This window comes from Rhodanobacter sp. sgz306013 (assembly GCF_057031145.1).
Map to the genome: position 1 here is coordinate 984,146 of NZ_JBXCIJ010000002.1, position 15,512 is coordinate 999,657.

Consider the following 15,512-nt stretch of genomic DNA (forward strand, 5'->3'; position numbering starts at 1 on the left):
GCGGGCGGCGGCTCAACCCGCGCGCGGATGCTCGATCTCGACCTGGTGCTCGGCGCCGTCGTCGGCCAGCGCGATGCGGCCGTCGGGCTGCGGCACGCCGTCCAGCTGCACGCTGCCCGGCATGCCCGCTTCGCACTGGCGCACGCGGATGCGGTACGTCGTGCCGCGGCGGCGGTAGTCCAGTTCGAAGCCGTTCCACTCCGGCGGCAGCAGCGGGGCGAGGCGCAGCCTGCCGGCCTCGAGACGCAGGCCGAGCAGGGATTCGACCAGGAGCCGGTACAGCCAGCCGGCGGAGCCGGTGTACCAGCTCCAGCCGCCGCGGCCGGTGTGCGGCGGCACGGCGTAGACGTCGGCACAGACCACGTAGGGTTCCACCTTGTAGGTGTCCACTTGTACGGCGTCCTCGCCGTGGCGGACGGGGGCGATCATCCGCGCGAGTTCCCAGGCGCGCGCGGCGTCGCCGAGCCGGGCGAAGGCCATCGCGGCCCAGATCGCGGCGTGGGTGTACTGGCCGCCGTTCTCGCGCACGCCGGGCAGGTAGCCCTTGATGTAGCCGGGGTCGAGGCTGGATTTGTCGAACGGGGGATCGAGCAGCTGCACCAGGCCGGCGTCGCGGCGCACCAGGTGGCGGTCCAGCGCCTCCATCGCCTGGCGCTGGCGTTCGGGCTCGCCGGCGCCGGAGAGCACCGACCAGCTCTGCGCGATGGAGTCGATACGGCATTCCTCGTTGCGGCTGGAACCCAGCGGCGTGCCATCGTCGAACCAGGCGCGGCGGTACCAGGCGCCATCCCAGGCGTGGCGTTCCAGCGCCTCGCGCAGCAGGGCGATCGCGTCGCGGCAGCGTTGCGCAAACGCGCCGTCGCCGCACAGCGCGGCGACTTCGGCGAAGTCGGCCAGCAGCGCGCACTCGAACCAGCCCAGCCACACGCTCTCGCCGATGCCGCGCTCGCCCACGCGGTTCATGCCGTCGTTCCAGTCGCCGCTGCCGATCAGCGGCAGGCCGTGCGGACCGCGCTGGGCGAGGCCCAGCTCGATCGCGCGCACGCAGTGGCGGTACAGCGGCTCGGCCAGCGACGAGTGCTGCGGCAGGTCGTAATACGACTCCTCGTCGGCGTGCAGCGGGCGGCCCTCGATGTAGCCGACGGTTTCGTCGAGTACGCCCTGGTCCCCGCTGGCCAGCACGTAGCGCGCCGCGGCCAGCGGCAGCCAGAGGTAGTCGTCGGAGCAGCGCGTGCGCACGCCGCGGTCCAGCGGCGGGTGCCACCAGTGCAGCACGTCGCCCTCGGGGAACTGGTGCGCGGCGCATAGCAACAGCTGGCTACGCGCGAGCTCCGGCGCGGCGTGCAGCAAGGCCATCGAATCCTGCAGCTGGTCGCGGAAGCCGAACGCGCCGCCCGACTGGTAGTAGCCGCTGCGCGCCCACACGCGGCAGGCCAGCGCCTGGTAGGGCAGCCAGCCGTTGGCGAGCACGTCGAGCTGCGGCTCGGGGGTGCGCACCTGCACCGCGCCGAGCAGGCGCCGCCATTGCGCATGCACCTGCTCCAGCGCCTCCGCAGCGGCAGAGGCGCCGCGCCAGCGCTGCGCGAGCGCGGCGGCATCGGCGGCATCGCGGCCAACGCCGAGGCGGATCGTCACGCTGCGCTCTTCGCCGTCGTCCAGTGCGAGCCGGCCCTGCATCGCGCCGCAGGGGTCCAGCCCCGCGCCGAGCCGGCCGGAGAGCTGCGCGCGGCCCAGCGCGGCGGGCGCGGCGAGGCTGCCGTTGCGGCCGATGAACTCGCCGCGGTCGCCGGTGACGCTGCGCTCGGCGGCGTCCATGTCGAGGAAGGCCACGCGCCCGGGGAACTCGGTGTTGTAGGCGTTGCGCGCCAGCAGCGCGCCGCTGCGCGGCTCCGGCTCGGTGACCACGTGCATCGCGCATTTCTCGCGCAGGTCGCCGAGCAGCCATTCCACGCAGGCGGTGACGGACAGCCGGCGCGCGCGGCCGGAATCGTTGCGCAGCTTCAGCGTGCAGAACTTCAGCGGCGCGTCGGCTGCGACGTACACCGTGAGCTCGCTGCGGATGCCGTCCTCGACATGCTCGAACACGCTGTAGCCGAAGCCGTGGCGGGTCACGTAGCGACCGCTGCCGCGGCAGGGCAGCGGCGTGGGCGACCAGACCTGGCCGCTGTCCTCGTCGCGCAGGTACAGCGCCTCGCCGCCGCCGTCGCCCACCGGATCGTTGTGCCACGGCGTGAGGCGGAACTCGTGCGCGTTCTCGCTCCAGGTGTAGGCGTTGCCGCTTTCGGAGAGCACCGTACCGAAGCCGGGGTTCGCCAGCACGTTTGCCCAGGGCGCGGGTGTGGGCCGGCCGGGATCGAGCACGATCACGTACTCGCGTCCGTCCGCGGTGAAGTGGCCCGGCGGCAGCTGCGGCAGCGCGGCGTTCGCGGGCGGCGCGGCCGGTGCGCCGCGCCGCGCCCATTCCGGCACGGCGGGCGGCAGGGTGGCTTCCACGCGACGGCGCTGCACTTGCTCCGCGAGGCTGCCGCGGTGGTCGGCCAGCACGATGCGCGCGGCGGCCAGCATCACCAGCCGGTCCTCGCCTGAGAGCGGTTGGGCGGAGCGCACGAAGATGCCGCCGGGGCGGTCGAGCAGGGCTGCCTCGCTGCCGGAGGAAACCAGGCCGAGGATGGCGTCCTGCAGTTCCTGGCGGTAGCCGGCGCGGTCCTCGTTCCAGATCACCAGGTCCACCGCCAGCCCCTTCAGCCGCCAGTACGCATGCGCCTGCAGCAGCTGGCGCACCAGCTCGATGCGTGCGGGGTCGGCGATGCTGAGCAGCACGATCGGCAGGTCGCCGGATACGCCCTGGCCCCACAGTCCGTTCTGGCCACGGCGGTTCGCCGCCAGCACGCCGCTGTCCGCGCGCAGCATGGCGTTGGGGTAGAGGATCGCGGTGGCCATGTGCTCGTACAGCTGCGCTTCGGGCAGGCTGGCGTTGAGCTGGCGCAGCAGCACCTGGCTGTGTGTCCAGGCGAGGTCGAACACGCGGTCGGCGAGGTGGCGATCGCGGTACTTGCCGATCAGCCGCAGGCAGGCCGCGCGGCTGTCGGCGATGCCGGTGACCACGTCCAGCGTGGCCGACTGCTCCGGCTCCAGCGCGATGCGCACGCGGATCGCCACCACCGGATCAAGCACCGCGCCCGCGCTGCCGGACAGCGCCTCCTGGTCCATCGCGCGCGGCCGCGCCGGTTCGCGGCCGCGGCCGAGGAAGCGCGCACGGTCCGTCTCGTAGGAGATCGCCGCCACGTCGGCGCCGTGCACCGCGAGCAGGTGGCAGAGCCACGGCACCGCCTCGCCGGCGGCCCGGGGGCGGCGGCTGCAGACGATGGCCTGCAGCTCGGGCAGCAGCTCGGTCTGCACGAACAGCTTGCTGAAGGCCGGATGCAGCGCGTCGGCCAGCGGCGGCGCCAGCACCACCTCGGCATAGGTGGTCAGCTCGATGGTGCGGCGGCTGCGGCCGCGGTTGGTGAGGCGGGTGCGCCGCAGCTCGATGTCGTCCTCCGGCGACACCACGATCTCGGTGTGCGCGTCGAAATCGCGCTCGCGCACGCGGAACTCGGCGCGGGCGTCGGAGAAGATCGCCTCGTACAGCTCGGTCTTGCGGCATACCGGCTGGTGCGCCACCGACCAGTAGGCGCCGCTGGCCACGTCGCGCAGGTAGCCGAACATGCCCCAGTGGTCGCGCACGACATCCTCGTGCCAGCGCGTCACCGCCAGCTCGCGGCAGCGGCTGCTGCCGCCGCCGGCGCTGGACACCATCACGTGGTAGCGGCCGTTGGACAGCAGCTGCACCGCGGGGCGCGCCCGGTTCGGGTCGATGAACACGCGTAGCCGCGCCTCGGCGGTACGCAGGCCTTCGGCCAGTTCGGGGAAGCCGGTGGCGTGCAGGTATTCCGCCGCGGTGCGCGGCACGCGTTCCTGCAGCAGCAGGCTGGTGGCGCGGAACTGGGGGTCGGCGGCGAAGCGCCGCTGCATCGGCTGGTCGAGCAGGGCGTGGTCCAGCGCCAGCAGGCCCATGCCCTGGTGGTGCGACATGAACGAGCGCACCACCACGCTGTCCTGGCCGCGCGGCGCGCGCGCCGGCGTGCAGTCCAGCGCCTCGTACATGCCGTAGCGGCCGGCCAGTCCGCGCGCGGCGAGTTGCTGCAGGTTCCGCGCGGCGGCCGCGGGCGCCACCATCGCGGCGAGCATGCTGGCGTAGGGCGCGATCACCACGTCGTCGCCCAGCCCGCGCTTCAGCCCCAGCCCCGGCACACCGAACGCGCGGTACTGGTAGTTCAGGTGGGCGTCGAACGCGTTGTAGCCGGACTCGGACACGCCCCACGGCAGGTCGAGCCGGCGCCCGTAGTCGATCTGGCGCGCCACCGCGGCGCGGCAGCTCTGGTCGAGCAGGCTGCCCTCGTAGCCGGGCATCACCAGTGCCGGCATCAGGTACTCGAACATCGAGCCGGTCCACGACAGCAGCACCGGCTCGCCGTCGCTGGTGGCGAGCAGGCGGCCGAGCGTGAACCAGTTGTCCTGTGGCAGCTGGCCTTGCGCGATCGCCACGAAGCTGGCCAGCCGCGCCTCGGAGGCGAGCAGGTCGTAGTAGCCCGCATCGAGCCGGCGCTCGTCCACGTTGTAGCCGATCGCGAGGAGGTCGCGCGTGCCGTCGTAGAGGAAGCGCCAGTCCATCTGCGCCAGTGCGGCGGCCTGCTGCGCGAGCTGCTCGATGCGCGCGATGCGCTCGCGCGCCCGCTCGCGGCGCTGCTCGGCCTGCGCCGTGCCCGGCCAGCATAGCGGCTCGATGCGGGCGAGCTGGCGCAGGCTGGGTATGCCGTGGAAGCCGCCGTCGTCGTCCGCGGGCGGATCGAGGTGGAAAGCCTGCGTTTCCTCCAGCAGCTCGCGGCATTGCGCCTGCAGCGCAGCGCGCCAGAACGCAGCCTCGTCCTCGTCCGGCGCCGGCAGCGCCTGTGCGTGGTCGCGCTGCCGTTCGAGCAACGCCAGCGCGGCGCCGGTGCTGGCCGGCGGCGCGGCCAGCGCGGCGTCGAGTTCGCGCAGCGGTGCGCTGGCAATGTCACCCTGCGGCCACGCGGCCTGCAGCACTTGCCAGCCGTCGCGCAGGCCGCGCAGCGTAGCGCAGCGGAACACCGGTTCGTTGACGAGTTCCAGCAGGCCGGGGCGCAGGGTGAACAGGTGGCCGGCGAGGTTGCCGCTGTCCACCGTCGACACGTACAGCGGCGGCAGTGGCTGCAAGGTCTGCGTGTCGTACCAGTTGTACCAGTGGCCGCGGTGGCGCGGCAGCGCCTGCAGCGTGTCCAGCGTGTGCGCGCTGCGCTCCAGCAGGCGGCCCGTACCCAGCCAGCCGAAGTCGTGCGCGGCGAGGTTCGCCAGCAGCGACAGCCCGATGTTGGTGGGCGAGGTGCGGTGGGCGACGGCCGCCACCGGCTGTTCCTGGATGTTGTCCGGCGGCAGCCAGTGGTGCGCTTCGTTCACCTCGGTGTCGAAGAAGGCCCAGGTCTTGCGCGCGAGCTGGCGCAGGAACTGCCGCTGCGCGGCGCTCGGCACGGCCGTGCGCGAGCGTCGGGGCAGGCCGATCCACCACGCCAGCGTGGGTGCGAGCAGCCACAGCACCAGCAGCGGCGCGGCCACCGGCAGCGCGGCCGGGCGTAGGGCGCCCAGCAGCACGCCCAGCACCAGCGCCAGGCATGGCGCGATCCACAGCAGCCGCCACGCCGCGGCCAGGGTGTGGCGGCTGGCGCGCGCCACTTCCGCGGAGCTGCGCCACTGCAGCAGGTGGCGGTGGCTCAGCAGCATGCGCCACAGCGTGCGGACTACCGCGTCGAAGCTGTACAGCGCCTCGTGCGGCAGCCAGGCGAGATGCAGCCCGATACGGCCGAGGTGCTGGCCGGCGGCGGCAAACGCGGCGCGCAGGTGCTGGTCCAGCTGCACGTCGTGCGGCTTCTGCACCAGTTCCAGCAGCGCCGACAGCAGCGGCGGCACCAGCACCATCGCCAGCACCGCGAGCGTCCACGACAGCACCGGCACCACCGCCAGCCAGCCCAGCGCGAGCAGCACGAGCAAGGCGGCGGGCACCAGGCTGCGGCGCAGGTTGTCGAGGATCTTCCAGCGCGACAGCGCGCCCAGCGCGTTGCGCCGCCAGCGCCCGTTCGCCGCCGGCGCCCAGGGCAGCAGCCACGGCAGCAGCTGCCAGTCGCCGCGGATCCAGCGGTGCCGGCGCTGCACGTCGTCCTGGTAGCGCGCGGGATGCTCCTCGTACAGCTGCACGTCGCTGAGCAGGGCGGCGCGCGCGTGGCAGCCCTCGATCAGGTCGTGGCTGAGGATGCGGTTGTCGGGGAAGCGGCCGTCCAGCGAGGCCTCGAATGCGTCGATGTCGTAGATGCCCTTGCCGATGAACGAGCCCTCGCCGAACACGTCCTGGTACACGTCCGAGACCATCCGCGTGTACGGGTCGATGCCGGCGTCGCTGCCGAACAGCCGCGCGTAGCGCGAGCGCGCGGTGCTGGGCAGGCTGATGCCCACGCGCGGCTGCAGGATGCCGTGCCCGGTCGTGACGCGGCCCTTGCGCGGGTCGTAGTGCGGGCGGTTGAGCGGGTGGTCCAGCGTGCCCACGAACTGCGCGGCGGCGTCGCGCGGCAGCTGGGTGTCGGTGTCCAGCGTGATCACGTAGCGCACCGGCGGCAGCGCGGCGAGGTCGCCGGCGACCAGCTGGAAACGCCCCGCGCCCTGGCCGCGCAGGATCGCGTTGAGGTCGGCCAGCTTGCCGCGCTTGCGCTCGCGGCCCATCCAGCAGCGCTCGCCGGCGTTCCAGCGCCGAGGTCGGTGCAGCAGGAAGAAGCGGTCGAGGCCGCCGTCGGCGTGGCGCTCGTTGAGCGCCTCGATGCGCAGCCGGGCGAGCCGCAGCAGCACGTCGTCGGCGGGTAGGTTCTCCGCGTCGGCGTCCTTGAAATCGGTGAGCAGGGCAAAGTGCAGGCGCTCGTCGCGGTTGCCGAGGAAGCGCACCTCCAGCGCCTCGACGAGCGAGTCGATGTCGTGCGCATCGCCGATCAGGCAGGGCACCACCACCAGGGTGCGCGCCTCGGCGGGCATGCCGTCGGCGTAGTCCATGCGCGGCAGCCGCTGCGGCCGCAGGCTCAGCGTGGCGAGCCAGTTGAGCAGGCTGAGCGCGAGCTGGCTGGCCACCAGCACCGCCGGCAGCGTGACGGCGAGCAGCGCCCACAACGGAAAGGCGTCGCGCGCCACGGTGGCCAGGAGCGGCTGCGCGAACGCGAACGTGAGCACGGCGAGCAGGCCGAGGTAGATCGGCAGCGGCGCGCGGTCGAAGCCCCGGCGCAGCCGCTCGCCCAGTGGCGCGCGCACGCCCAGCGCCCGTTCCAGGGCCGGCCGCCCCGCGGCGATCAGCCAGTGGCCGGCGTGGCGCTGCAGCGGCGGCGCGTCCTCGTCGACGGCGTCGCGGCACAGCGTGATCGCGGCCTCGGCCACCGCGCGTTCGTCCAGCCGGTGCCGGCGCGCCAGCCGTTCCACCGCGTGGCGGTAGTCGTCGCGGGTGGCGAAATCCATCGCCGCGTAGACGCCGGCGGGATCCTGCCGCAGCGCCCGCTCGACCAGGCTGGTGTGCTCGACGAAGGCGCGCCAGTCGATCGCCGACAGCGCACGCAGGCTGCCGATGCTGTTGCCGATCGACACCTGGTCCGCCGCCTGCTGCTGCGCTTCAAGCTGCACCAGCTGCTCGACGCTGAGACCCGATTGGGCGAGGCGCTGTTCGATCCAGCCCAGCGGCAGCGCCAGCGCCGGGCCCTGGCCGTGCAGGCGGCGCGACAGCTCGGCCACGAACGGCCCGCTCATCGGCGGTTTGGCGCGCGCCATGTCGGCCACCTCCAGCACCACTCCGGCGGGATCGCGCTCGGCGGCGGCGGTGAGGCGTTCGGCCCAGCGCGCGGCGTTGCCGCGGTCGCGCCAGTCGGCGATCACCCGTGCGGCGACGCGGCGCAGGTTCTCGATCAGCGCGAGTCGCAGCATGATCGGGATCGCCCACAGCTCGCCCAGCTTCAGCGGCGCCGCCGTCTGGTAGGCGTTGACGAAGCGGCGCAGGCCGGCGATGTCGACGCGGCCGTCGCCGTGCGCGATCACCTCCTGCGCGATGTCGTACACCCGCGGCAGCCCGGCCGACGGCCCGTGCGCGAGGCGCGGCAGTTCGCGGCTATAGCCCTTGGGCAGGTGGCGGCGGGCGATCCGCACCTGCTCCTCGACCAGGTAGAAATTGTCCAGCAGCCATTCGCCCGCGGGCGTGATGCGGCGGCCCTGCCGCGTGGCCGGAGTGAGCCGTTCGCAGGCGTCGATGAGCACGGTCTCGTTGTCGGCCAGTCGCGCCAGCAGCAGGTCGGCATGGCGGCCACGGCTCAACCGGTGCTGCGCGGCCAGCGCACGCCCGTGGCGCTCCATCTGCTCGGTGCTGAATAGCTCCGCGCGCAGCGCCGGCTCCGGTTCGCGTCGCGAGCGCTGTGCGGCGGCACGGCGACGGCGGAACGCACGCAAGCGGCGCAGCCGCAACAGGTCGGGGAGTTTGCCGATGTTCAAGGACGGTTTCCTGCACAGATCAGCGCGATCGGATCGTCGCGAACGGATCGCCGGGGACGCATCGACACTGGCGTGAGCGCGTTGCCCGATCGACCTTACGCGGCCGGACGTGAAGGCTGTGCGCGCTACGATGTGCGCTCCGACCCTTGCTGGAAACACCGAAGATGACGCTGTCGATCCGTGCCGCCGCCGTCGCCGACATCCCCGCGCTGTGCGCCTGGAACGCGGCGATGGCGCGCGAGACCGAAGGCCTGGAACTCGATCCGGCGGTGCTGGAGCGCGGCGTGCGCGGTGTGTTCGAGCAGCCGCAGCGCGGCTTCTACCTCGTCGCCGAGCGCGACGGCGCGGCGGTGGGCGGCCTGCTGGTCACCTTCGAATGGAGCGACTGGCGCAACGGCGACTACTGGTGGGTCCAGAGTGTGTACGTGGCGCCAGAAGCGCGCCGCGACGGCGTGTTCCGCGCGCTCTACGCCGAGGTCGAACGCCGCGCCCGTGCCGCCGGCGCGGCCAGTCTGCGCCTGTACGTGGAGACGGAGAACCGCCGTGCGCAGTCCACCTACGAGCGGCTGGGCATGCGCCTTTGCCATTACGCGATGTACGAGCAGGTGCTCTGAATGATTCGGGCGCCGATGGCGCAGGGCCGGAGACTTCGCCCGCGCTGAGCGCGGCTTGCGACGGCGAGCGCAGTCGCGGCGTCCCTCACCGGCGCGGCCCTTCGACTTCCTCGCTCCTCAAGACACGGCCCTCCACGGCCATTCCCCGCGTCTGCGCTGCGAGCCTGTGCCGGGGGCGAACGGCATGTCGGGCGGAGTTCGCCCGCTCACGCCGCCGACGCGGCCATCCAGCGTTCCAGTTCGGCGGCTGGCATCGGCGCGCCGTAGTGGAAGCCTTGCAGCAGGGTGCAGCCGGCGTCGCGCAGGAAATCCGCCTGTGCCGCGGTTTCCACGCCTTCGGCAATCACCGTCTTGCCGAGGCTGCGCGCCATCGCGACGATCGCGCCGGTAATCGCGGCGGTGTCGGCGTCGCCGGTCACGTCATGTACGAAGCTGCGGTCGATCTTCAGCGCGTCGACCGGGAAGTGCTTGAGGTAGGACAGGCTGCAGTAGCCGGTGCCGAAGTCGTCCAGCGAAAGCCGCACGCCGTGCTGGCGGATGCGTTGCAGCACCCGGGTGGTTGCGTCGCCGCCGGCCATCATGGTGCGCTCGGTCAGCTCCAGCTCCAGTTGGCCGGGGCCGATGCCGTAGGCATTCAGCAGCGCGTCGAGATGCGGCTGGAAGCGCTCGTGGCGGAACTGCAGCGGCGACACGTTCACCGAGATCGGCAGCACGCGTCCGCGATGCCGCCACTGCCTCGACTGCATGCAGGCCTGCTGCAGCACCCATTCGCCGAGTTCGGCGATCAGGCCGCTGTCCTCGGCAACCGGGATGAACTGGTCGGGAACGTAGACGTCGCGGCCGTCGACCTGCCAGCGCAGCAGCGCCTCGGCGCCGACGATGCGGCCACTGCGCGCGTCCACCATCGGCTGGTAGTGCAGCGCCAACGCATCGTGCGCCAGCGCGTCGCGCAGCGCGCCCTCGATGGTGCGCAGCGTGGTGGCGCGCTCGCTCATCGCGGCGGTGTAGCGGCGCCAGCCGCCGCGGCCGGCCACCTTCATTTCGTACATCGCGGTGCCCGCGTGGCGCAGCAGGGCGTCGGCGTCGTCCGCGTCGTCGGGGAACACGCTGATGCCGATGCTGGCGCCGACCTGCAGCGACGAGACGCCCGGCAGCGCGACGCGCGCGCACTGGCGCAGCAGCCGCTCGGCCAGCACGGTGGCTTCGCAGGCCTCGTCCACGCGCGGCAGCAGCAGCACGAACTCGTCGCCGTTGTAGCGGTACAGCGTCTCGTCCTCGCGCAGCGTTTCGCGTAGGCCCTGCGCCACCGCCTGCATCACCTGGTCGCCGCCTTCGTAGCCGAGCGCCTCGTTGACGCGGCGGAAGTGGTCCATGTCCAGGTATAGCAGCGCGCAGCGGCGGTCGTGCAGCGCGGCGCGTTGCACCGCCTGCTCGATGCGCACCGGCAGCAGGCTGCGGTTGGGCAGGCCGGTGAGCGTATCGTGCTGGGTGAGGTGGATCATCTTCAGCGCCAGCGCGCGGTTTTCGCTGACGTCGTGGCAGACCAGCACGCCGCCGATCACGTTGCCGGCGTGGTCGTGGATCGGCGCGGCGGAGTCCTCGATCGGCGTCTCGAAGCCGTTGCGGTGGGCGAGCACCGCCTTGCCGGACAGGTTGACGATCGCGTTGCGGCGGATCGCCTCGCGCAGCGGGTTGGCTAGCTCCGCGCCGCTGTCCGCGTCGCGCAGCCGGAACACCTCGTCCATGCGCCTGCCCTTGGCCTCGCTGGCGCTCCAGCCGGTCATCGCCTCGGCGATCGGGTTGAGCGAGGTCACGTGCAGGCCGGGGTCGGTGGTGAGCACCGCGTCGCCGATCGAGTTCAGCGTGGCCTCGGCCAGCTGGCGTTCGCGAAACAAGGTGTCCTCGAAGTGGCGACGCTGGCTGACGTCCTGCACCTGGGTGACCACGTAGCGCAGCCGGCCGGCGTCGTCACGCACCTGCGACACGCTGAGCTGCACGTGCACGGTGTGGCCGTCGCGGTGTAGGTAGCGTTTCTCGGTGCGATAGGCCTCGCGGCCGCCGTCGAGCAGCTGGCGCGCCAAAGCCTCGCTGCCGGCCAGGTCGTCCGGATGGGTGATGTCGCGCCAGTTGTGCGCGAGCAGTTCCGTGTCGGCGTAGCCGAGCATTGCGCAAAGCGCGGCGTTGACGCGCATGAACTGGCCGTCCGGATGGATCAGGGCCATGCCGATCGCGGCGTGCTGGAAGGCCTGGAAGAAGCGCTGCTCGCTCTCGCGCAGCTGCAGCTCCAGCGCGTGCCGCTCGGTGATGTCGGTGAACACGGTGGTAACGCCGCGCACGCGGCCCGCGGCGTCGAGGTCCGGCTGGAAATGCCCGTGCACGTAGCGGCGCGCAGGGCCGCTGGCCAGCTCGCCCTCGTAGTGCGACGGCTGGCCGCCAAGCGCCTGCAGCAGCGCGGCGCGGGCGGCGAGGTAGCTCTGCTGGTCCAGCGCCTCGCTGACGCGGCGGCCGACCAGTTGCGCGGGATCGACGTCGAACCAGCGGCGATACGCCTCGCTGACGTAGCGGAAGCGCAAGTCCGTGTCGATGTAGGCGAGCAGCGCCGGTGCGTTCCGCAGCACGTGTTCGGCCGGCTCCGGCGCAAATGCGGAAGCAGGCCCATCACCGCCGGTGGACTGCACTGCCGTGGACACTTTCGCTGCCTGCAACGATCGGTCGCCGACCCTGTAGCGTGGTTTCGAAAACCGCCTCCCTGCCGGTTCTCGAGTCGGCGGGCCGGCCATTGGCCGGACCCGCTTCCGCCGCCAGGGCCCCGCGTGCCTGGCGCACGGTTCATCATGCGCCCGCCGGCCACCGGTTTGCACCCGCCGATGTGTGAACGGTTCGTGCAGGCGGTTATCGCCCCGCGTGCCGCCCGCAACGTACCACCCGGAAGCGGCTCAGTGCAGTGGCATCGCCGGTGCGGCGAGCCGGCCGTGCCCGTCCAGCACGATGCGGCCCGGCGCCTGCAGCTCGGCGGCGCAGCCGCAGCGGTCGGCCAGCGCGGCCAGCAGCGGCCCCAGCGCCTGCGGCTGCAGCGGGTAGCCGTGGGCGAGCACCTGCGGCCGGCCGCCCGCGCCATGTTGCGCCGCGGTGACCGCCACCACGCCGAGGCCGGGCGCCTCGTGGGCATACAGCCGCGGCGTGTCGCAGGCCGGATCGGCGGCCGCCAGGGTTTCCAGCAGCCAGCCAGGTCCACCATCGCCCTCCGGCGCCGACTGCAGGCGCAACGGCAGGGCGTGCGCGTCCAGCAGGGCGGCGTACTGGCGCAGTTCGAACACGATGCCGGCAAAGTCGTGCGCGCGTTCCGTGGCGTCGCCGCCCTGCGCGGCCAGCCACGCGGCGGGCGATTGCGCCAGTACGCGACCGCCTTCGTAGCGCAGCATGAGGCCGCGGGCGCTGAGCACGTCCTCGGCGCGGTATGGCGTGAGCAGGGCGGCTTCCAGCAGGATCCACAGCGGCGCGAGGTTGACGTGTTCGTACTGCACGCAGGTGAGCGCCATAAGGTCGTTGCGGCTGAGGTAGCGCGCGTGCTCCAGCCGCACGTCCAGCGTGCGCATCAGCCAGTCGGCGGTGCGCGTGCCAGCCTCGCCGCGGCCCACCAGCTGCAGCTCGACCTGCCCGGCCAGCTCCTCGGCCAAGGTTTCCGGGGCCAGCAGCGCCAGCGGCAGCAGCCGCATAGGGCCATCCGCGAATTGCGGCGACGGCTCCAGCGGTTGCGCCGGCATGTGGCCTTCGTGGCTGCCGAACGCCACCACTTGCGCCACGCCGGCGCGCGGAACGCGGCGGCCCAGCTCGTCCAGGGTGGCCCACACCGGGAAGCCGGGGCGCAGCAGTTCGACGGGGTCGAACAGTGCGCCGGCCAGCACCAGCCGCGCCTGCGCCACCTGCGGCAGCAGCGCGTGCAGGTCCGTGGCGACCAGCGCGGCCAGTTCGTCCGCCTCGTCGCGGCTCAGGCTGGCGCGGGGCCTGGCACCGGCCTGCGTCTCCAGTGCGAGCACGATGGGCAGGGCGATCAGCTGGGAAGCTTCCACGGCGGGGCGGTCCGGGAGAGGGAAACCGCCATTCTAACAAGCGGCTCGCCCGTGCCTATTTCGTGAACGGATCACCGCCGCGCCCGGCGCCACGCTTTCGCCATACGGCGGGGCAGGTTAGCCTTGCAGACAGTGCAAGCGGCTCAGGGACGTGCTGCACGCGACCAGGCGGTAGCGCGCCGGGTCGACGGAAGCAGGGCCGGACATGTGCCGGATTCGCTGATTCGGGGAGCCGCCAGGATGGCGGTGCCTCGAGGTTCCTCCATTTTGGATCGTCGCGGACATGGAACAGATGCAACGGCGCGTGGGCGTGATCGGCGGTGTGCGGATTCCGTTCTGTCGCAACAACACCGCCTACGCGGACGTGGGCAATTTCGGCATGTCGGTGAAGGTGCTGGGTAGCCTGGTCGAGCGCTACGGCCTGCACGGCGTGGAGCTGGGCGAGGTGGCGCTGGGGGCGGTGATCAAGCACGCCTCGGATTGGAACCTCGCGCGGGAGGCGCTGCTCTCCTCCGGGCTTGCGCCCACCACGCCGGGCATCACTACGGCGCGCGCCTGCGGTACCTCGCTGGACAATGCGATCATCGTGGCGAACAAGATCGCGGCGGGGCAGATCGAGGCCGGCATCGCCGCGGGGTCGGACACCACCAGCGACGTGCCGATCGTCTACGGCACCCGCCTGCGCAAGCGCCTGCTGGCGATCAACCGCGCGAAGACCCTGCAGGACAAGCTGAAGATCGCGCTGCACCGTTTCTCGCTGAAGGAGCTCAGGCCCTCCTTCCCCGGCGTGGCCGAGCCGCGCACTGGCAAGTCGATGGGCGATCACTGCGAGCAGATGGCGAAGCAGTGGCACATCGGACGCCAGGCCCAGGACGAACTGGCGTTGTCCAGCCACCGCAAGCTCGCCGCCGCCTATGACACCGGCTTCTTCAAGGACTTGATCGTGCCGTTCCGCGGCGTCCAGCGCGACGGCTTCCTGCGCCCCGACACCACGCTGGAGAAACTCGCCGCGCTGAAACCGGCGTTCGACAAGACTTCGGGCCAGGGCACGCTTACCGCCGGCAACTCCACCGGCCTCTCCGACGGCGCCGCCGCGGTGCTGCTCGCCAGCGAAGGCTGGGCCGCGCAGCGCGGGCTCAAGGTGCAGGCCTGGTTCCGCGATGCCGAGGTGGCCGCAGTGGACTTCGTGCACGGCGAGGGCCTGCTGATGGCGCCCACCGTGGCGGTGCCGCGCCTGCTGAAGCGCAACGGCCTCGCGCTGCAGGACTTCGACTACTACGAGATCCATGAAGCCTTCGCCGCCCAGGTGCTGTGCACGCTGCGCGCGTGGGAGTCGGCCGACTACTGCCGGAACCGGCTGGGCCTGGATGCGCCGCTGGGCGCGATCGACCCGGCGAAGCTCAACGTGCATGGCTCCAGCCTCGCCGTGGGCCATCCTTTCGCCGCCACCGGTGCGCGCATCATCGCCACGCTGGCGAAGCTGCTGGAACAGAAGGGTTCGGGCCGCGGCCTGATCTCGATCTGCACCGCCGGCGGCATGGGCGTCACCGCCATCCTGGAGCGCTAGCTTCAGCCCCTTCCCGCGGGCGGGGGGGCGCTTCAGCCGCGATTCGCCCACGCCAAGGCATAAAGAGCGCCATGTTGCGCCTGCGTACCACCACCTCCCTGAGCCTGCTCGCGCTGGCTGTCGGCATCGCCGGCACGCACTGGCTGAGCGGCGTGGGCACCGGCTGGGCTGGCCCCAGCGAGCGCGTGGCGGGCTACCTTCCCGCGGCGCACCGCGCCGGAATGCGCACAGCACCGCGCGCGGCGCAGCGCCATGCGGCGCGCCAGCCGCGTGACACCATGGCGGTGGCGCATCGCGCCGTGCTGCCGCCGGTGGTGGCCAGCGCGCAGGCCGAAGCCGCCGCTCCGCCGCCGGAACTGGTGCCGGTTTCGATGCCGGCAACACCGGTGTCGTGGCCGCAGATGGAAGGCCACCTGCATGGCCGCGTGCTGCTGCATGTCAGCATCGACGGCAGCGGCCGCGTCACCGACGCGTCGCTGGCCGCGAGCAGCGGCGACGCCGTGCTCGATGCCCGCGCCCTGGCCACCGTGCGCGGCTGGCGCTTCGCGGTGCCGGCCGATCACCCGGACGGCTTCAGTGGCGACCTGCCGATGCGCTTCACCAGCGGTGACCGCCAGGTCGCGCAGACGCCGTAGCCGTCCTCCC

General features: G+C 72.4%; 6 protein-coding genes. 3 read left to right on the plus strand and 3 right to left on the minus strand.

Annotated elements, in window-relative coordinates:
• Positions 1-12: 12 nt before the first annotated feature.
• On the minus strand, positions 13-8,616 hold the full coding sequence (locus AC2EWF_RS09320; protein WP_483639079.1) for a GH36-type glycosyl hydrolase domain-containing protein: 8,604 nt from the start codon (positions 8,614-8,616) through the stop codon (positions 13-15).
• A 164-nt stretch (positions 8,617-8,780) separates the two neighbouring features.
• Between AC2EWF_RS09320 and AC2EWF_RS09325 the strand changes: the two genes are divergently transcribed.
• Positions 8,781-9,230, plus strand: coding sequence for an N-acetyltransferase family protein (locus AC2EWF_RS09325; RefSeq protein WP_483639080.1), 450 nt, complete (start codon positions 8,781-8,783; stop codon positions 9,228-9,230).
• A 206-nt stretch (positions 9,231-9,436) separates the two neighbouring features.
• Here AC2EWF_RS09325 and AC2EWF_RS09330 read toward each other — a convergent pair whose 3' ends face one another.
• Together AC2EWF_RS09330 and AC2EWF_RS09335 are read right to left on the minus strand one after the other, a co-directional pair.
• Positions 9,437-11,848, minus strand: coding sequence for a sensor domain-containing protein (locus tag AC2EWF_RS09330; RefSeq protein ID WP_483639081.1), 2,412 nt, complete (start codon positions 11,846-11,848; stop codon positions 9,437-9,439).
• Between the two features lie 318 nt (positions 11,849-12,166).
• Positions 12,167-13,300, minus strand: a complete 1,134-nt coding sequence (locus tag AC2EWF_RS09335) for a hypothetical protein (RefSeq protein ID WP_483639082.1) — start codon at positions 13,298-13,300, stop codon at positions 12,167-12,169.
• Between the two features lie 283 nt (positions 13,301-13,583).
• On the opposite strand from AC2EWF_RS09335, the gene AC2EWF_RS09340 reads away from it, so the two are divergent.
• Both AC2EWF_RS09340 and AC2EWF_RS09345 read left to right on the plus strand, forming a co-directional pair.
• Positions 13,584-14,867: an acetyl-CoA C-acetyltransferase gene (locus AC2EWF_RS09340; RefSeq protein ID WP_483639083.1), complete on the plus strand. Its 1,284-nt coding sequence runs from the start codon at positions 13,584-13,586 to the stop codon at positions 14,865-14,867.
• A gap of 71 nt (positions 14,868-14,938) precedes the next feature.
• The gene (locus tag AC2EWF_RS09345; RefSeq protein ID WP_483639084.1) at positions 14,939-15,502 is read left to right on the plus strand and encodes an energy transducer TonB family protein; all 564 of its coding nucleotides are present in this window, start codon (positions 14,939-14,941) and stop codon (positions 15,500-15,502) included.
• The last annotated feature ends 10 nt before the right edge of the window (positions 15,503-15,512 follow it).